Origin of the sequence: Arthrobacter liuii (genome assembly GCF_014639275.1) — a bacterium.
Lineage (GTDB): Bacteria > Actinomycetota > Actinomycetes > Actinomycetales > Micrococcaceae > Arthrobacter > Arthrobacter liuii.
Genome location: NZ_BMFW01000005.1, coordinates 62,967 through 78,542 on the forward strand (window position 1 = coordinate 62,967; position 15,576 = coordinate 78,542).

Below are 15,576 nucleotides of genomic sequence, written 5' to 3' on the forward strand. Positions count from 1 at the left end.
CTTCCGGTGTTCGTTGAGCGGTAGGGTTGCAGCCCTGCCGCTCTTTGTTTGTGTGTACAGGGAACACTCTACATGTCCGTAATGACAAAAACGAGTGTTTGAGGCACGAATCCGGAAAGTTTTTTTCAGGCTTCGAGAAGCGATAGTCCGGGGCGGTGGAGCTCCCATGGGTTGATGCCTTCGGCGGGGATTCCGCGGACTCTCCTGTCTTCGGTGAACCGGGCGAGCGACATGCGTGCGGCCGTGATTTGCTCCTCGGTCATGGGGGCGCGGTTGCTGATGCCCCTGGGTGCCAGTGCCGGGTCGACGGGGATGGCCCTGGTTTTCCCGTTCCGTGCCCGCCAGCAGGTCATGCAAGCCCCGTCCGCGGTCACTGCTGACAGGAAGCCTTCGGGGAGTGCGGGCCGGGACTTCCCGGCGTCCTTCCGGTCCCGGAACCGCCAGAATGTCGCCCGCCCGCAGCCGGGGCAGATCGCCTTCATGCGTTCACCGGGCCGAGGATCTCATGCGCTTCGTTCGCGGTGGTGATCGCGCCGCAACTTCCGCAGATGACGGTGAGGGCCGCCCGGATGGTGTTCACCATTTTCTGACATGCAGCGAACGCATGAGATGGAGGCTGGCAGGGGTGGATTGCCCGAATGTAGTGGGTCGCCGGGCCGTCGTCGTGGAACAGCTTCGTCACCGTGTGCTGCGAGTGCTCGCACGGTACGGCGTCCATTTCCCCGACGAGCGCTGCGACGTCGATGTCTGTTGCGGTGCTCATGGCGCCACCATGAGGAGGGCGACGAATGCGGTGGCTGCAGCGGGCAGGAGGATCAGGGCGGTGATGGCGGAGAGGATGCCCATGACGAGCTCCCCGCGTTTGGTGAGGCGGATGGGTTGCTGGCTCATTTCGCGGCCTCCTGTGCTGCGAGTTCTTTGGCGTCGTGGATGGCGGCGCGGGGCTGACGGAAGTTTTCGGGCGTCTCGGGGATGGCTTCGATGGCGGCGAGGACGGTTCTTGCGGGTGATGGTCATTTCGACTCCTGGTGTTCGATGGCGCTTTCGCCCGTGATGCGGGCTATCTGGTTGAGTGCTTCGGTCTGGCTGATGCGGCCCCGGTAGTAGTCCTCAAGGGCGGCGTTGATGGCTTCCATGGCTTCGTGGTCGGTCATGCCGTGATGGCCTTTTGGTATCGGCTTCGAATGTCCGACTGCATCTCGATAAGCGTTTCGATGATGAGTTCGACAGCTCGCGGGTCGAGTAAGATCTCGTGATCGCCGGGGCCGCGCTTCCGGTCCCACGTGTCCAGCGCGATGCATTCATCCTCGAAGTAGAGGGCCAGGCCTTGCTCGCGTTCATGGTCGACGTATTCGAACCGGGCCATCACGCCGCCCGTCCTTCCTGGATTGCTTTGAATGCGCCCACTGACAGGACTTCGGTGACGTTGTCGTGGAGGGTGTTGGCGAGTTCGTCGCGGAGGTCGGCTTGGTTGTTGTAGCGGGTGTCGATGCGGTGGTGGGTGCCGGCGTCGACTGACTGGATTTCTTCGAGGGTGGTGAGCAGTTCGCGGAGGTCGCCCATGGCCTTAGCGCTGATGTCGGTGCCGAGTTCGTTGTCGAGGTACTTGGCCAACCGTTCGGCGCGCTCGTCCCATTCGTGGCCGGGTTCGTCCCATGGGGTGTCTTCGGTGAACTGGCGGCACTGGGAGAGGATGACGGCGCGGGCGTGGCGTTCGGTGGTTTTGCGGATGGACATTAGGCGGCCCAGCTTTCGGTGGCGTTGGTTGCGCGGTGGGTTCCCCATCCCGGGAGGATGCGGTGTCCGTTGGTGAGGTACTGGATCGCGTCCTTGCGGTCCTGCTCACGGTTCCGGGGGCCGGCGTGTGAACCGTTGGCGGGTTCGATGTGGGGGAGGCCTTGGCTGTTCATCGCGTTCTCCTTGTGCGGCGCGTGGTGCGCGTTGTGGTGGGTGGTGCTGCTTCGGATGTGGTGAGGATGGTGTTGAGGTGGTTCTCGGTGAAGCGGATGGTGCGGGGCCCGAACTTGAGGTAGGGCCAGGTGCCTTCGCGGGCGTTGGTGCGGATGGTGGCGGGTTTGAGTTGGAGGATTTCGGCTAGCTGGGTGACGGTGTAGGTCCGCGGTTCGGTCATTTGCGGGCGAGGTGCGCGACTTGCCGGATGGCGAGGATGCGGAACTGGATGATCTTCGCGGCTTCTTCGAGGGTGATTTCGCGGTGCTTGGCTTTCATCCAGTCGGCGGGGCCTGTGGTTTGGTTCTTGCCTGCCCGGTCGGTGATGCGGCGCCTGACGGGCCAGCCGGTGGAGTGCTGCGGGAGTCGGGTCTTAGCGCTGGTGGTGGATGACATGGTGTTCCTTCGGGATGAGGGAGGTGACGGCGGTTCTTGTTTCGGCGGCGGTGAGGTCGGCGTCGATGATGGCGTGGACTGCGTGGCGGAGGGCTTCAAGGTAGGTCACGCGCTACAGCCCTGCCAGGTGTAGGAGCTGCCGCCGCGGCGGGAGGGGCGGGCTGAGGGGCGGTAGTCGACTTTGCGGATGATGCGGGCGCGGGCTGCCTGCCCGAACAGGTTCCCCCACATGGCAGAACGGGGAGGCAGGGGGACGCCGTGGGCGATGAGGGTGTCGGAGTTGATCGGCCGGCCGTCTTGGGCGGCGAGTTCGGTGAGGACTGCGAGGGCCTGGGCGGTCCAGTCGGGGGCGGTCGGGTCTTCGAGGACTGCAGCGCGGGTCATGCCGCGACCTCGTAACCTGCGCTGCGGAGGGCTTCGGTGTGGTCAAGAGTGCCCTTGGTAGAGCCGGGCAGTTCGCCCCAGTCGGCAATTTCGCCATCCTCGTCAGCCGGGAAGATGTACGTCTCGGTGGATTCCCATAAGCGGAGTCCGAAGCCGGGGAACCGGGCCGCGATGTCGACAGCCGAGACTACGACGTATTCGTTGTCGCAGAGTGGCGGGTCCATTCGGTAGAGGGTTGCGTTGCCCTGCATGTTGCGGATTTGGCGGATCGGGGTTGCTGTGCTCATTTCTACTTGCTCGCTTTCTTGGGTACGTCGCGGGTGACGGTGATGAGTTTCGGGGTGAAGAGGGCGTTCGCCGGAAGGTTGAACAGTTCGGCGATGGCGAGTGCCACGTCGTGGTTGACGGTGTTGCGGTGGCCGGAGCGGAGGTGGCCGATGGTGGATTTGTTGATGCTGGCTTTGGACCGCTTGCGGATGAGGACGAGTTGGACGGCTTCGGTGAGGGTGCGGACGGTGTATTCGTTGGCTTTCATGAGCTGGGCGAACATGTCGGCGTTACTGAGTTTGATGTCGAGCCTCTCGGTGGTGGTGCGCATTTGGATCTCCTGTTGCCGTTCGTGGTCGATGGTCCGTGCAACAGGTCAGGTGGAGACCTAGTCCCTTGTCTGTTGCGCGATACATCGAACATACACGTTTGTAATCGGTCCTGTCTACAGTTTAGTTAGTAAAGTCGTTGGATTTGCCTAGGAACTTGGGGACGCGCGGTAATCACAGCCATGTCATTTGTAGACACTGGCCGTAAAATGTCCATTGACACATGCAACAGTGAACGGAAGATTGAGGTCATGGCAGCTATCCCGAAGGCTTGGCAGGAACTGATGGACCAACAAGGCATCAGTTCCATCCGGCAACTCGCAAAGGTCGCAGACCTTCCTGACCACAGCGCTATCAACCGCGTGATCATGAAGGGCACCAGCACCAGCGAGGAGAACATGATCAAGGTCGCACGGGCCCTAAAGGTCTCCGTCGAGGAGTTGTACCGGATCACCTCCGGGGTAGCTGCCAGGCCGCTGACGATGCCCGCGGGAACCGAGAAACTTTCGGAGCGTCAAAAGAACGCAGTGGCGGAGATAATACGCACGATGATCGAGGAGAAGGAATATGTCGAAATGTTTGTGGACAAGAAGACTGGGGACCCGGCCGAATCTGTTCAGGAGAAGATCCCGGCGCGGGCGATGAGCGCCCAGGAGCAGCATGAATTGGCGGCGCGCCGTCGTCTTTTCCCCGGCGAGTCGGACAGGCGCGCCGGTGGTGGTGAGAAACCGCGCTGAACCTTCGGGAAACCTGCGCGTAGCCGTGTCTACAAGTGGGCATAACTGGTGTTGTAGGCATTAAAGACGCTGGAGTAACATTCCTGTAACGCGGCCCTGCTGGGGGGCTGGTAGTGGGAATCTTGGGGCGTGTGCCGTGCGTGGTGTTGTGTTGGAAGAGATGCCTGATGGCATGCTGGGTTATTACGACCATGGCACTGGAAACATCTACGTTGACGAGAGACTGGACCGGCACGCCAGACAGCTCACGGTCACGCATGAGCGGTTCCATAAGCTCCTGAAGCATCAGCCCTGCGGGACTCCCGGCTTGCGGGTCGCGCGTGAGATGCAGGTGGAGCGGATGACGGCAGAGTATTTCATCTCGTTCCGGGCGCTGCTGGATGCGTACAAGGCGTGCAGCGATATCGCGGCAGGGGCGAGAATATTGAATGTTGATGTTGAGCTGGTCTACGCGAGGATCAACAACCTCTCCAGGCTTGAGCGGACGATCCTGGAGGTGTGTGCGATGCGTTGCATCGGCGTCCAGCTTTCGAGGACGCACCCTGACGGCGCGCTCGTGCCGTAGGTGATTGACCGTCCCCGGTGGGGGCGGCGTAAAAATGGGAGTAGGGAAATGAAACGGCTGCTTTGGGTTCCTCTGATTGTGCTGGGAGTGGCCGGCTTGGTGGTTGTTCCGTGACGGGTCCGACGCTGGCGCTGCTGATTCAGCAGGCGAAGGGCCGCCGCGTGGCGAAGGGTCACAAGGAAAGGTCCTTCCGCGAATTGAAGGACACTGCCGACGCGGCGGGCCACCATTCGACGCTTTCGTCGTGGCAGCAGTGGGCGATGCTCGATTATGAGCGGAAGCTGATGCCGGACCCTGCCACGATTAGGGCGTTCGCTGCGGGGCTTGAGGTTTCGGAGACGGAGGTGGTCTTGGCGGCTGCCCGTCAGCTTGGCCTGGACGTGGGCGAGGGTAACGACGCTGACCTCGTCCTCCCGGGTGCCGGGCATCTTCCCCCGGAGGATCGGAACGTGCTGGCGACCCTCGCGGCGGTGCTGGTGGCGAAGGGTGGAGCCGGGCGTGGGTGATGTTTCAGAGTCAGTCGATTCCGGTTGTTGCGTGTTGCGTTCAACAGCAGGTTCCGTCCGGAGAAGATGTCATCACGGATGACATTCGGGCTTTGTTGCGTGTTGTATAAAACACGCAACACCTACTAAAGACTAGTGACTGTGATGACTGATCCCAGTAGATATAAGGGTCTTTGGGGGGTTCAATTCCCCCCATCTCCACCCTCTGACGAGTCGAGACATCCTTTACGGATGAGTCGAGTCATTGTTGACACCCCGGTCTTCGGACCGGGGTGTTTTTCTTTTTCCTCCGACTGCAAAAAGCCCGGGGCCTAAGTCCTCTAGTCCGGCGGCCCCGCAAGCCGTTACGTTCGACCGTATGCACAACGACCCGCCGCAGCCGCCCACTGAGGTCCTGGATACCGGAACGTGCTGGGACCTCCTTCGAGGGGTGTCCGTCGGCCACCTGGCGGTGCTCGTGAATGGATATCCGGAAGTCTTTCCAGTCAATTACAAGGTCGACCAGCAGAGCGTGGTGTTCCGCACCGGTGAAGGTACCAAGCTGCGGGCAGCCGGGGGACCCCTCGCCGTCGCGCTTGAAGCAGACGGCCACGACGACGCCAAAGCGTGGAGCGTCCTCGTCAGGGGCAAAGCCGTCATCCTGGAGCCCTCGGAGGAATTGTTGGCAGGCCCCGGACTCACCCTGTTTCCTTGGGAGGCCGGTAAAAAGGACCACTACGTCCGGATCGTTCCCACCTCGGTAACCGGGAGGCGCTTCACCATCACGTCGCCGCTGACCTGGTGGGACCATGTGGGGCACGCTGCTCCTGTTGACTCCGCATAGACCGTGACCACCGCGGCGGGCCCAAGGGCCCTGTCCGGAACGCCCGCTTGCTGGTACCACTGACCCTATGATTGCGTCGCCCACCGCCGCTGCCGCCAAGCCACCATTCGACGCCGTCATTTTCGACCTGGACGGCGTGGTCACCAACACAGCCCTTGTCCACCAGGCAGCGTGGAAAGACGCGTTCGAGCGGATCCTCCATGACCCGCGGGTTCCAACCGAAGCCAACCGTGCGCCGCTCAGCAGGGCGGATTATCTCAGCTGTATCGACGGGATGCCGCGGGAAGAAGGGGTGGTGCGGTTCCTGGCAGCCAGGGGAGTGCACATCGATAAGGGGCAGGCGACGGATGAGCCCGGAGACTGGACGGGGTTCGGGCTGGGTGCCTGGAAGCAGGAACTTTTCCTGCAACACCTCCGGCAGGACGGTGTCCAAAGCTACCCCGGGACATTGGAGTTGCTGCAACGGCTTGCCGGCGCGTCAGTGCCAACCGCCGTGGTCACCTCCAGCCGGAACGCAGCGCTCGTCCTGCAGGCAGCGGGCATCCAGGGTCTCTTCAGGGTAGTGATGGACGGAACGACGGCGGACGGGCTGGGCTTGCGCGGAAAGCCGGCGCCGGACGTCTTTCTGGCGGCCGCGTCGAGGCTGGGCGTCGCTCCTTCACATGCCGTGGTGATCGAGGATTCGGCGGCAGGGGTTGAGGCCGGGCGGCGCGGCGGCTTCGGCCTGGTGGTGGGAATCGACCGCACCGGCAACCGCCGGCAGCTGGAAGCCGCCGGCGCCGGCACAGTCCTCAACGACGTGGGGGAGCTAGACCTGGGACAGGTCATCGGCAACCCCTGGCACCTGGTGTATGAAGGATCAGACGCCGTACACGAGGGGCACCGGGAAGCCCTGACCACCCTGGGCAACGGCTACATGGGCGTGAGGGGAGCGGCGCCCGAGGGCGGTCCGTTCAGCTACGCGGGCATGTACCTGGCCGGCGTCTACAACCGTGTCAGGGTGAAGGCCGCCGACGAGCTGCTGTTGGAAGAACATATGGTCAATGCACCTGACTGCCTGCCGCTTGATCTCCGCTTGGCCGGCGGTCAGTGGTGGTCGGAAGGCGGAATGACCGCGGTCCGTGAGCGGAGGGTCCTGGACCTCAAAAGGGCGGTGTTGGAGCGGAGGCTGCTGCTGGAGGGCGCGGACCGCCGTCGCCTGGAGGTGGTGCAGACCCGCTTCACGTCAATGGCCGAGCCCCACTTGCTGGTCCTGGAGACGGTTATCACGGCACTGGGCTGGAGCGGCGCGCTGGAGGTCCGCAGCGGGGTCAATGCCGGGGTCCGCAATGCGAACCTGCCAGAACGTGCCCAAGGCTCCGACGTCCACCTGGCCGACAGGACGGCCCCGCCTTGCTCCGGCCCGGGGCTGCCCCTGGACCAGACCTCCGTCGTCGAAGTGGAAACCACCCAAAGCCGCATACGCATCGCCGCAGCCTACCGAACCTACGTCTCGCAGGAGGCGGTGGGAATTGAGGACGGCAGGAAGGGCTCCCTCCACTTCCGCAGCCTTCTGCTTACCCTTGATGCCGGTACCGCGCTGCGGATCACCAAGACGGTGGCGGTGGTGACGTCCCGTGACCGTGCCATTTCCTCCCCGGAGATGGGTGCCCGTGCGGTGCTGGAACGTACGGGCGGGGACTTCGATGCGCTGCTGGCGGCGCACGAGGAAGCGTGGCGGCGCGAGCTCCGCCCGTTCCTGGTGGAGATCGACGCCCCGGTCCAGGTGCGCCTGGTCCTGAACCTGCACATCTTCCATCTGCTGCAGACGTTGACGCACCACACGGCCGAACTGGATGCGGGCGTCACCGCACGTGGACTGCACGGCGAGGGCTACCGCGGCCACGTCTTCTGGGACGAGCTTTTCGTCCTGCCGGTGCTGACCTCGAGGACGCCCGACATCGCCCGCTCTGTGCTCGATTACCGGTGGCGGCGGCTTCCTGCGGCCCGGCATGCCGCAGCCGTGGAGGGGCTGGCCGGGGCAAAATTCCCGTGGCAAAGCGGCAGCGACGGGACCGAGGAAACACCGAAATGGTTGTACAACGACAGGTCTGGCAGATGGGTCAAGGACTTCTCGCATCTGCAGATCCACTCAGGCCTGGCCGTCGCCTTCAACGCCTGGCAGTACTTCCAGGCCACCGGGAACAAGATCTGGCTCCTCCAAAAGGGCGCCGAACTGGTCATCGAGGTGGCCCGATTCTTCCGCTCCCTGGCGGAGTACGACCAGCAGGGTGGCCGGTACCACCTGCGGGGCGTGGTGGGACCGGATGAGTACCACACAGGCTATCCCGGCCACGACAAACCGGGGCTGGACGACAACGCCTACACCAACGTCATGGCCGCATGGGTTTGCTTCCAGGCATCCAGCATCATGTCCTTCCTGCACGGCAGCGAGCGTGCCGGACTCATGGAACGCCTTGGCGTGACCGAAGAGGAAACAGCGGCGTGGGCGCACATGGGGACCGCGATGTACGTCCCCTTTCACAGCGACGGCGTCATCAGCCAGTTCGAGGGCTACGGGAAGTTGAAGGAACTGGACTGGGAGCATTACCGGGACACGTACGGCGACATTGAACGGCTGGACCTGATCCTGGAAGCCGAAGACGACGCAACCAACTGCTACAAGCTGGCAAAGCAGGCGGACGTCCTGATGCTCCCATACCTCCTGGGGCACGAAGGGCTCGGTACCATCCTGCAGCGGCTGCAGTACGAATTCACGCAGGAACAACTCAACCGGACCATCGAGTACTACCTGGCCAGGACGGCCCACGGGTCCACGCTGAGCCGGGTTGCGCATGCGTCTGTCCTTGCCGGCGTCGACGCGGACCGGGCGTGGGACAGCTTTCGGGAAGCCCTCGACGCCGACCTTGACGACACCCAGCACGGCACCACGCGCGCGGGTATCCATTTGGGCGCGATGGGCGGAACCATCGACGTGGTCCAGCGCAGTTTCGCCGGGCTCCGGTTCAGCGGGGACACCATCCTGTTCGCTCCCAGCCTGCCTATTGGGCTCCGCGCCGTTGCATTCGAGGTCCTGTACCGGGGACACCGGCTACGGGTCAATCTCAAGGACGGCCGCATGAGCATTGCCTCTGCACCCGGCGACGCCGGTCCGATCAAGGTGCGCATGCTTGGCACCGACGTGGTCCTTCCTCCCGGCCGGACCCGGCATTTCCCGCTCCCTGCGCGCACCCCAGGGGCGGCGGCGTCGTGAGGCGGTTGGGGATCCTCACCAGCGGCGGTGACTGCCCGGGGGTCAATGCGGTCATCCGGGGAGCGGTGTTGGGCGGGGACGTTGCACACGGTTACGAATTCCTGGGGTTCAAGGACGGCTGGCGGGGCGTCCTGGAGCAGGACGTTGTTCCCCTGCCCCGGACGGGTGTCCGTGGTATTTCCCGCTTGGGTGGAACCATCCTGGGCACGTCCCGGACCAACCCGCTGGTAGGGAAGGGAATCGAGGGTGTACGCGCCTCCGTCCGGCGCAACGGCCTGGAGGGCCTAATAGCCATCGGGGGAGAGGGAACGCTGGCGGCCGCCCGGGAACTATGTGGACAGGGCATCAATGTGGTGGGGGTGCCCAAAACCATCGACAATGACCTCGGCGCCACGGACTATACCTTTGGCTTCGATTCGGCCGTCCAGACTGCCACTGAAGCCATAGACCGCCTGCGCACTACTGGCGAATCGCACCACCGATGCATGGTGGCCGAAGTCATGGGCCGCAACGCAGGCTGGATAGCACTGCATTCGGGAATGGCCTCCGGCGCGCATGCCATCCTGATACCCGAGCATCCCGTTTCCTTGGAACAAATTTGCGCATGGGTGGTCTCCGCCCGTGACCGGGGCAGGGCGCCCCTTGTCGTGGTGGCCGAAGCCTTCGCGCCCGAGGGCTATGCGGCCCCCTATGCACCCCGTGGCCTGGATACTTTCGGCCGGCCGCGGCTGGGAGGCATCGGGCTGCTGCTTGAGGGAGAGCTGCAGATAAGGACCGGCATCGAAACCCGTGCCACCGTCCTGGGCCACATCCAGCGTGGCGGCGAACCCACCGCCTTCGACCGTGTCCTTGCCACGAGGTTGGGCCTGGCCGCCGTCGAATCCGCGGCAGCAGGCAGGTGGGGCACCATGGTGTCCCTGCGCGGCACGGACATCGTGAATGTCGGCCTGGAGCAAGCCTTGGGAGAGTTGAAGGTAGTGCCGGAGGCGCGGTACCAGGAGGCGTCCGTCCTGTTCGGCTGAGGCGGCACTCGCAGGGACGGGGCAGGGAACTACCCGGCGGCCTGCTCCGGCCGGACCCGCAGGACTGCCGAACCCGTTATCCGGTCGGCGGCCAGGTCTTCCAGGGCCTCGTCCGCAGCCTCGAACGGGTACACCGTTGTGCTGAGGGCCAGGGAAAGCCTGGCGGCGATAGTGAGGAACTCGCGCCCGTCAGCCCGCGTATTTGCCGTCACGCTCCGCACCTGGCGTTCGAAAAAGAGTTCCTTGCCGTAATCCAGGGCCGGAATGCCGCTCAGGTGGATTCCGGCGATGGCCAGGGTTCCGCCGCGCTCCAGGGCCCGCAGCGCAACTGGGACAAGGTCACCCACCGGTGCGAACAGAATGGCGGAGTCAAGTGGTACCGGCGGATCACCGTACGCGTCCCCCGCATACTCCGCTCCCAACTCCAGTGCGAGCGACCTCGCACTTTCAGAACGGGTCATGACAAACACGGAGGCGCCCTGCTTGAGAGCGAGCTGGGCAGTGATATGGGCCGAGCTGCCAAAGCCATAGATGCCCAGGCGCCCACCTGCGGGAAGGGCGGCGCGCTTCAGTGCGCGGTACCCGATGATGCCCGAACACAGCAATGGCGCGGCCTGCTCGTCGGTGAAGACGGAAGGCACCGGGTAGGCAACATCTTCCGCGACGGTCAACTTCTCGGCATAGCCGCCATCCTTGTCCCAACCGGTGAAGACTGGGGACAAGCACAGATTCTCGTCGCCGCGGCGGCAATAGTCGCACCTGCCGCATACGCCCCCGACCCATGCCACGCCGACCCTGTCGCCGGTCCTGAAACGGGAGCAGTCAGCCCCCGTTTCAATGACCACGCCGACTGCCTCGTGCCCGGGAACCACTTGCGGATGGTGCGGCGCCAGGTCTCCTTCAGCGAGATGGAGATCGGTGCGGCAAACACCGCACACGGTTACTTCAACCAGGAGTTCGTTTGCGGCCGGCCGGGGACTGGCGCGCCGTCCCTGAACCAGCGGACGGGTGGATATGGGGCCAGGCTCGTCCACCCACCAGGCGCGCACGGTGCCTCCTGCCCGGGAATGCCTACTCGAAGCCGGCTCGGGTTGCGTCGTCCAGCGGGGTCTGCCACAGAAGCGGTGCCGTCATCGTGAAGCGGCGCCCGGTTACCGACTCCGGAGTGATGCGGATGAAGTGCTCATGCCCCACGCCCTGCCACGGAAACAGTGCCCGACGGATGTCCTCCAGGTCAGGGCCGGTGGGAACTGTTTCAACTGCCTTGCCTTTGACCACGACGCTCCACGCCAGGCCGAACTGGGTACTGACCGCATCTGCTTCCAGGGCCACGGTGGCGTCCGATTCAATGGCCTGCTGCTTGGTGCCGCTGCCGGTCCGAAAGACCAGTGTCTGGCCGTCCACCTTGTAATTAACCGGAAAGACGTCGGGATGGCCATCGGCGATGACCGCCAGACGCCCCACCCCGGTTTGGGCGAGGAGTGTCCAGCACTCTTCCGCATCAAGGACTTCGGGTACAGGTACGTTCGTGTTGTCAGTCATAGGCCACAGCGTAGGCAACTGTCCTGCTTCCGGAAAGGGCATAAAGGCCCGCCATGAATGAAGGACCAATGGCACTGGGTGCCCACCAGGGGCAATGGGACGCTGTGGAGACGCCCGGACCTGAACATCCCACGAAAGGTGGGCCATGCTGACCCATGCAAGGATCAACCGGCTGCTCTGGGCTGTTGCCGGACTGCTGGCGCTCGCTGCCGCTTCCACCGGGGTGTGGCGACCGGAGATCTACGAGCACGTGGTGGCCAGGGACCTGATCCCCGGCGCATTCTCGCAGGACCTCCTTTCAGTGGCGGCCGGGCTTGGTTTGCTGTACCTCTCATACGCCGCCACGCTGTACAGGACGCGGCACCAGATCGTGGCGCTCGGGCTGCTTGGGTACCTGTTTTACGCGTACGGAATCTACGTCATTGAGCGGACCTACAACGGCCTGTACCTGATCTATATGGCGGTCTTCGCCGTTTCGTTTTGGGGGATTGCCCTGGCCGGAGCCACCATGGACCGCAACTCACCATCGGCCTCCCTCCCAACGGCACCCAGGTTGGCTTCGGCTTCCGGCGCCATCCTTCAGCCGCTGATCTTCTATCCCCTCTGGATCGGAATGCTCCTGCCGTTGATGCGGACCGGTGAGCAAATCGATTCCCTCTACTCAGTCTTCATCCTGGACCTTTGCTTCATCATGCCCGGGTTCCTGGTCCTGTCCCTCCTGACGTACCGGAACCACCGCGCGGGGCTGCTGCTCCTGCCGGCCCTGCACGTCCTGGGCTTCACGCTCATGTTCTCCCTGGCGGTGGGTGAATTGGTCAAGCCCCTGTTTGGGGCAGCGCCGAGCCTGGCCGCCCTTCTACCGGCACTTGCGCTCTCGGGGCTGTTCCTTGTGCTGGGAATCCTCCATTTGGCCAGGCTCCGGACCACACCCCCGCAGGAAGGTCCGGGTGTTCCGCGGTCCGCGAATCCAGGGTCCGCGCAGGCCCGTCGGCAAACCATGCACACCCCGCCTTCACAGTAAGGAAAACCCACATGAAAGCCCTCGTTTATGGCGGACCCGGCGAGAAGTCCTGGACCGACGTCCCGGACCCCCGCATCCAGCAACCCGGCGACGCCATCGTCAAAGTCGATACCACCACGATCTGCGGCACGGACCTCCATATCCTCAAAGGTGACGTGCCCGCCGTCGAAAAGGGCAGGATCCTCGGCCACGAGGGAGTGGGAACCATCGTGGAAACCGGCCCTTCCGTGGCCGGCCTGAAAGTGAACGACCGCGTCATCATCTCCTGCCTCAAATCCTGCGGCCACTGTGCCAACTGCAAGGCCGGCCTCTACTCACACTGCCTGGGCGGGGAGGGCCAGGAAGGCACGGGGTGGATCTTCGGCCACCTGATCGACGGAACCCAGGCCGAGTACGTCCGGGTGCCCTACGCCGAAAACTCGCTGCACCTGTTGCCTGCCGGCGTCAGCGACGAACAGGCCGTCATGCTTTCGGACATCCTCCCCACCGGATTCGAAATCGGCGTCCAGTACGGCCGGGTTAAGCCCGGCGACAGCGTGGCGGTGGTCGGTGCCGGGCCGGTGGGCCTGGCGGCGATCACCACAGCAGGACTGTACGGCGCGGCCACCGTGGTGGCCATCGACCTGGACGCCAACCGCCTTCAAAAAGCAAAGGAGTTCGGGGCTACGGACACAGTCCTCTCCGGCAGTCCTGGCTGGAAGGAACAGGTCATGGCCCTGACCGACGGGCATGGCGTCGATGTGGCCATCGAGGCGGTGGGCGTCCCGGCGACATTCGCCATGTGCACCGACATCGTGCGGCCCGGCGGATCCGTGGCGAACGTGGGAGTCCACGGAAAGCCGGTGGAACTGCACCTCGAGAATCTTTGGATCCAGAACATCAACATCAGCACGGGACTGGTGAATACCAACACGACGCCCATGCTGCTCAAGCTCGTAGCCCAGGGAAAGATCAAAGCGGAAAAATTCGGCACCCACCATTTCGGGTTTGATCAGTTCCTTGACGCCTACGACACCTTCTCACAGGCTGCCGAAACCAGGGCACTCAAGGTCATCCTGAAATCCTGAGCCGCTGAATACTGGAGGGACTGCCTGAGCCCGGAACCAGTTGGCGAAGACCTATAGCCAGTCTGCGGAGAAGTCGATGGGCGGCCACCACCGCGTGCGGGACCTGACCGCGAACCGGCGCCCGGTGATTTCCGTTGGGGTGATGGCCACCAGGTGGTCCTTGATGCCTGCCTCCCACGGTTCCCGGTCGGCGTCGTCATCCGGAAGGGTCATCCGGGTCTCATCGAAGGGTTCCGGTATGCCCTTGGCCACCACGCTCCAGACTTCGGTGGCATACGGGCTAAGCCCGTCCACCTCGAGCGCGGCAACTGCACCGCCGAGCAGGGCGCGAAGCTTGGTGCCCGGCGCCGTACGGAAAACCAGCGTTTCCCCGGCTACGGAGAAATTCACGGGAAATATTTCGGGAATGTCGCCATTGATCACCGCCAGCCGGCCGATATAGGAAGACCGAAGATACCGCCAGCACTCGTCGGGAGGCAATATTTCTGTTTGAGACCCTGCAGGGGAATCGGCCATGATCCGATCCTAAAGCCTGGACAACCGCCGCGCACGGACGGGGAGTGGACGGGACGCAGGGCCAGGACGCTGAAAGAGGAATGTGAGTCCGCATTTCCTGAAAAGATGATCCACCCCCACGCAGGCGGCCACGACGGCCACCGTCAGCACAAGGGGGTAGGCAAGGGCGATGGGCACCGACTTGGCGATGGCCGGCGCAACCGGTGATAAAGGACCGTGGAAGGCCAGGACAAGGAAATCCATAATCGGCGTGTGCAGGAGGTAGATACCAAGGGTGCGCCGGCCGACCCACGACCGCGCCACGGCAATGGGCCGGAACCGGGTAATGGCGCTGATAACGGCTACAAGTGCAATGACAGCCGCCAGCCCCTGCAGCAGGAAGACCACTTGGTCAAATCCGGGATGGACGTCCGGCAGCGCCGTGAGGGCGACGAACACGGGGATAGCCGTACCAAAATAGAGCAACCTCCGGGTCCCCGCTATGCGCAGTAGGGCGTCCTTTCCATAGACTCCCGCGGCGAAGAAGACCGCTAGTTCCGGCACCTTGCCCCACTGGCCGGCCATGGTGTCAAGAAACAGGGCAGTAGCGATGCTCAGGACTGCAAGGACGGCCAGCACCACCGACGGCGGAAGCTTCCTGCATAGGGCCAGCAGCGGCACGTAGACGGCGACGGCGAAAACGAACCAGAGGGGTGTGTCCGGGGCGACGAGCTGCAGGAAGAAGTCCCCCACGGAGGCCACGCGCTGGGGCCGCGGGGACCCGGCCACCACCAGAACGATGCCGAGCAGCGCATAGATAAGCAGCCATAGGGCATACAGGTAATAGTTGCCCAGGCTGGAATTCCAAGCTTTTCCGTTACTGAACCCGCTCCGGACCTTGGAGGCGGCGAGAATGCCCGATACGGCAAGGAGAAGCGGCATCCGCACGGCGCCGAGTGCTATTGCCACCGCGTTCCAAAACGTGAAGGCGACACTGTCTTCATGATCGAAACGAAGGAAGTGCCACAGTCCGACGTGGAAAAGCACCACGGCTACGACACAAAGCCCCCGGGCTCCGTCAATCCATTCAATGCGGGCCTTTGGTTCCGTCTGGGCTTGTGCTGGATCGTGATGTCCCCGTGACATTGCACCAAGCTAGCAGCGCCGGAGAAATGACTTTCGCCACTTGATGGAATATTGAGGAACCCCCTGCTATCCG

General features: G+C 63.6%; 25 protein-coding genes. 8 read left to right on the forward strand and 17 right to left on the reverse strand.

From position 1 onward, the window contains the following. Positions 1 to 125: 125 nt before the first annotated feature. From IEW19_RS07830 to IEW19_RS07880, 13 genes are all read right to left on the reverse strand, one after another. Positions 126 to 482: a hypothetical protein gene (locus IEW19_RS07830; RefSeq protein WP_188571094.1), complete on the reverse strand. Its 357-nt coding sequence runs from the start codon at positions 480 to 482 to the stop codon at positions 126 to 128. Then, a complete protein-coding gene (locus IEW19_RS07835) occupies positions 479 to 763 on the reverse strand; it encodes a hypothetical protein (protein WP_188571095.1) in 285 nt (94 codons plus the stop codon). The genes IEW19_RS07830 and IEW19_RS07835 overlap by 4 nt, the downstream gene beginning before the upstream one ends. Continuing rightward, positions 760 to 891: a hypothetical protein gene (locus tag IEW19_RS23915; RefSeq protein WP_268236243.1), complete on the reverse strand. Its 132-nt coding sequence runs from the start codon at positions 889 to 891 to the stop codon at positions 760 to 762. The genes IEW19_RS07835 and IEW19_RS23915 overlap by 4 nt, the downstream gene beginning before the upstream one ends. Positions 892 to 1,013: 122 nt before the next feature. Further along, on the reverse strand, positions 1,014 to 1,154 hold the full coding sequence (locus IEW19_RS07840) for a hypothetical protein (protein ID WP_188571096.1): 141 nt from the start codon (positions 1,152 to 1,154) through the stop codon (positions 1,014 to 1,016). Beyond that, entirely contained in the window at positions 1,151 to 1,366 is a 216-nt protein-coding gene (locus IEW19_RS07845) for a hypothetical protein (protein ID WP_188571097.1), read from the reverse strand. Before IEW19_RS07845 ends, IEW19_RS07840 begins: the two co-directional genes overlap by 4 nt. Then, on the reverse strand, positions 1,366 to 1,737 hold the full coding sequence (locus IEW19_RS07850) for a hypothetical protein (RefSeq protein ID WP_188571098.1): 372 nt from the start codon (positions 1,735 to 1,737) through the stop codon (positions 1,366 to 1,368). The genes IEW19_RS07845 and IEW19_RS07850 overlap by 1 nt, the downstream gene beginning before the upstream one ends. Further along, positions 1,737 to 1,910 carry a hypothetical protein gene (locus IEW19_RS07855; protein WP_188571099.1) on the reverse strand — a complete coding sequence of 58 codons (174 nt, stop codon included), beginning with the start codon at positions 1,908 to 1,910 and terminating at the stop codon, positions 1,737 to 1,739. Before IEW19_RS07855 ends, IEW19_RS07850 begins: the two co-directional genes overlap by 1 nt. Next, positions 1,907 to 2,131 (reverse strand): helix-turn-helix domain-containing protein, encoded by a 225-nt coding sequence (locus IEW19_RS07860; RefSeq protein ID WP_188571100.1) that lies wholly within the window; start codon positions 2,129 to 2,131, stop codon positions 1,907 to 1,909. Before IEW19_RS07860 ends, IEW19_RS07855 begins: the two co-directional genes overlap by 4 nt. Next, a complete protein-coding gene (locus IEW19_RS07865) occupies positions 2,128 to 2,346 on the reverse strand; it encodes a hypothetical protein (RefSeq protein WP_188571101.1) in 219 nt (72 codons plus the stop codon). Before IEW19_RS07865 ends, IEW19_RS07860 begins: the two co-directional genes overlap by 4 nt. Next, complete coding sequence (locus IEW19_RS23920; protein ID WP_268236244.1) at positions 2,324 to 2,455, reverse strand: hypothetical protein; 132 nt, start codon at positions 2,453 to 2,455, stop codon at positions 2,324 to 2,326. Before IEW19_RS23920 ends, IEW19_RS07865 begins: the two co-directional genes overlap by 23 nt. After that, positions 2,452 to 2,730, reverse strand: coding sequence for a hypothetical protein (locus tag IEW19_RS07870; RefSeq protein WP_188571102.1), 279 nt, complete (start codon positions 2,728 to 2,730; stop codon positions 2,452 to 2,454). Before IEW19_RS07870 ends, IEW19_RS23920 begins: the two co-directional genes overlap by 4 nt. Beyond that, positions 2,727 to 3,017 (reverse strand): hypothetical protein, encoded by a 291-nt coding sequence (locus tag IEW19_RS07875; protein WP_188571103.1) that lies wholly within the window; start codon positions 3,015 to 3,017, stop codon positions 2,727 to 2,729. Before IEW19_RS07875 ends, IEW19_RS07870 begins: the two co-directional genes overlap by 4 nt. Positions 3,018 to 3,019: 2 nt before the next feature. Continuing rightward, positions 3,020 to 3,328 carry a hypothetical protein gene (locus IEW19_RS07880; protein ID WP_188571104.1) on the reverse strand — a complete coding sequence of 103 codons (309 nt, stop codon included), beginning with the start codon at positions 3,326 to 3,328 and terminating at the stop codon, positions 3,020 to 3,022. Positions 3,329 to 3,577: 249 nt separating this feature from the next. Here IEW19_RS07880 and IEW19_RS07885 point away from each other — a divergent pair, with 249 nt between their 5' ends. From IEW19_RS07885 to IEW19_RS07910, 6 genes are all read left to right on the forward strand, one after another. Further along, a complete protein-coding gene (locus tag IEW19_RS07885; protein WP_188571105.1) occupies positions 3,578 to 4,063 on the forward strand; it encodes a helix-turn-helix domain-containing protein in 486 nt (161 codons plus the stop codon). 151 nt (positions 4,064 to 4,214) lie between these two features. Next, entirely contained in the window at positions 4,215 to 4,628 is a 414-nt protein-coding gene (locus tag IEW19_RS07890) for a hypothetical protein (protein WP_188571106.1), read from the forward strand. Positions 4,629 to 4,738: 110 nt separating this feature from the next. After that, positions 4,739 to 5,134 carry a hypothetical protein gene (locus tag IEW19_RS07895; protein WP_188571107.1) on the forward strand — a complete coding sequence of 132 codons (396 nt, stop codon included), beginning with the start codon at positions 4,739 to 4,741 and terminating at the stop codon, positions 5,132 to 5,134. 358 nt (positions 5,135 to 5,492) lie between these two features. Further along, positions 5,493 to 5,957, forward strand: coding sequence for a pyridoxamine 5'-phosphate oxidase family protein (locus tag IEW19_RS07900; RefSeq protein ID WP_188571108.1), 465 nt, complete (start codon positions 5,493 to 5,495; stop codon positions 5,955 to 5,957). 67 nt (positions 5,958 to 6,024) lie between these two features. Further along, a complete protein-coding gene (locus tag IEW19_RS07905) occupies positions 6,025 to 9,210 on the forward strand; it encodes an HAD-IA family hydrolase (protein WP_188571109.1) in 3,186 nt (1,061 codons plus the stop codon). Then, a complete protein-coding gene (locus IEW19_RS07910; protein WP_188571110.1) occupies positions 9,207 to 10,232 on the forward strand; it encodes an ATP-dependent 6-phosphofructokinase in 1,026 nt (341 codons plus the stop codon). The genes IEW19_RS07905 and IEW19_RS07910 overlap by 4 nt, the downstream gene beginning before the upstream one ends. A 29-nt stretch (positions 10,233 to 10,261) precedes the next feature. On the opposite strand, the gene IEW19_RS07915 is transcribed toward IEW19_RS07910, so the two are convergent. Together IEW19_RS07915 and IEW19_RS07920 are read right to left on the reverse strand one after the other, a co-directional pair. Continuing rightward, on the reverse strand, positions 10,262 to 11,281 hold the full coding sequence (locus IEW19_RS07915; protein WP_188571111.1) for a zinc-dependent alcohol dehydrogenase family protein: 1,020 nt from the start codon (positions 11,279 to 11,281) through the stop codon (positions 10,262 to 10,264). Positions 11,282 to 11,303: 22 nt separating this feature from the next. Then, on the reverse strand, positions 11,304 to 11,774 hold the full coding sequence (locus IEW19_RS07920) for a pyridoxamine 5'-phosphate oxidase family protein (protein ID WP_188571112.1): 471 nt from the start codon (positions 11,772 to 11,774) through the stop codon (positions 11,304 to 11,306). Positions 11,775 to 11,919: 145 nt separating this feature from the next. On the opposite strand from IEW19_RS07920, the gene IEW19_RS07925 reads away from it, so the two are divergent. Together IEW19_RS07925 and IEW19_RS07930 are read left to right on the forward strand one after the other, a co-directional pair. Next, positions 11,920 to 12,795, forward strand: a complete 876-nt coding sequence (locus IEW19_RS07925) for a hypothetical protein (RefSeq protein WP_188571113.1) — start codon at positions 11,920 to 11,922, stop codon at positions 12,793 to 12,795. Between the two features lie 11 nt (positions 12,796 to 12,806). After that, positions 12,807 to 13,862 carry a zinc-dependent alcohol dehydrogenase family protein gene (locus IEW19_RS07930; protein ID WP_188571114.1) on the forward strand — a complete coding sequence of 352 codons (1,056 nt, stop codon included), beginning with the start codon at positions 12,807 to 12,809 and terminating at the stop codon, positions 13,860 to 13,862. 51 nt (positions 13,863 to 13,913) lie between these two features. Here the strand turns inward: IEW19_RS07930 and IEW19_RS07935 are convergent, their stop codons facing one another. Then, positions 13,914 to 14,378, reverse strand: a complete 465-nt coding sequence (locus IEW19_RS07935; RefSeq protein WP_188571115.1) for a pyridoxamine 5'-phosphate oxidase family protein — start codon at positions 14,376 to 14,378, stop codon at positions 13,914 to 13,916. 9 nt (positions 14,379 to 14,387) lie between these two features. Then, the gene (locus IEW19_RS07940) at positions 14,388 to 15,503 is read right to left on the reverse strand and encodes an acyltransferase family protein (protein ID WP_188571116.1); all 1,116 of its coding nucleotides are present in this window, start codon (positions 15,501 to 15,503) and stop codon (positions 14,388 to 14,390) included. Positions 15,504 to 15,576: the final 73 nt, after the last annotated feature.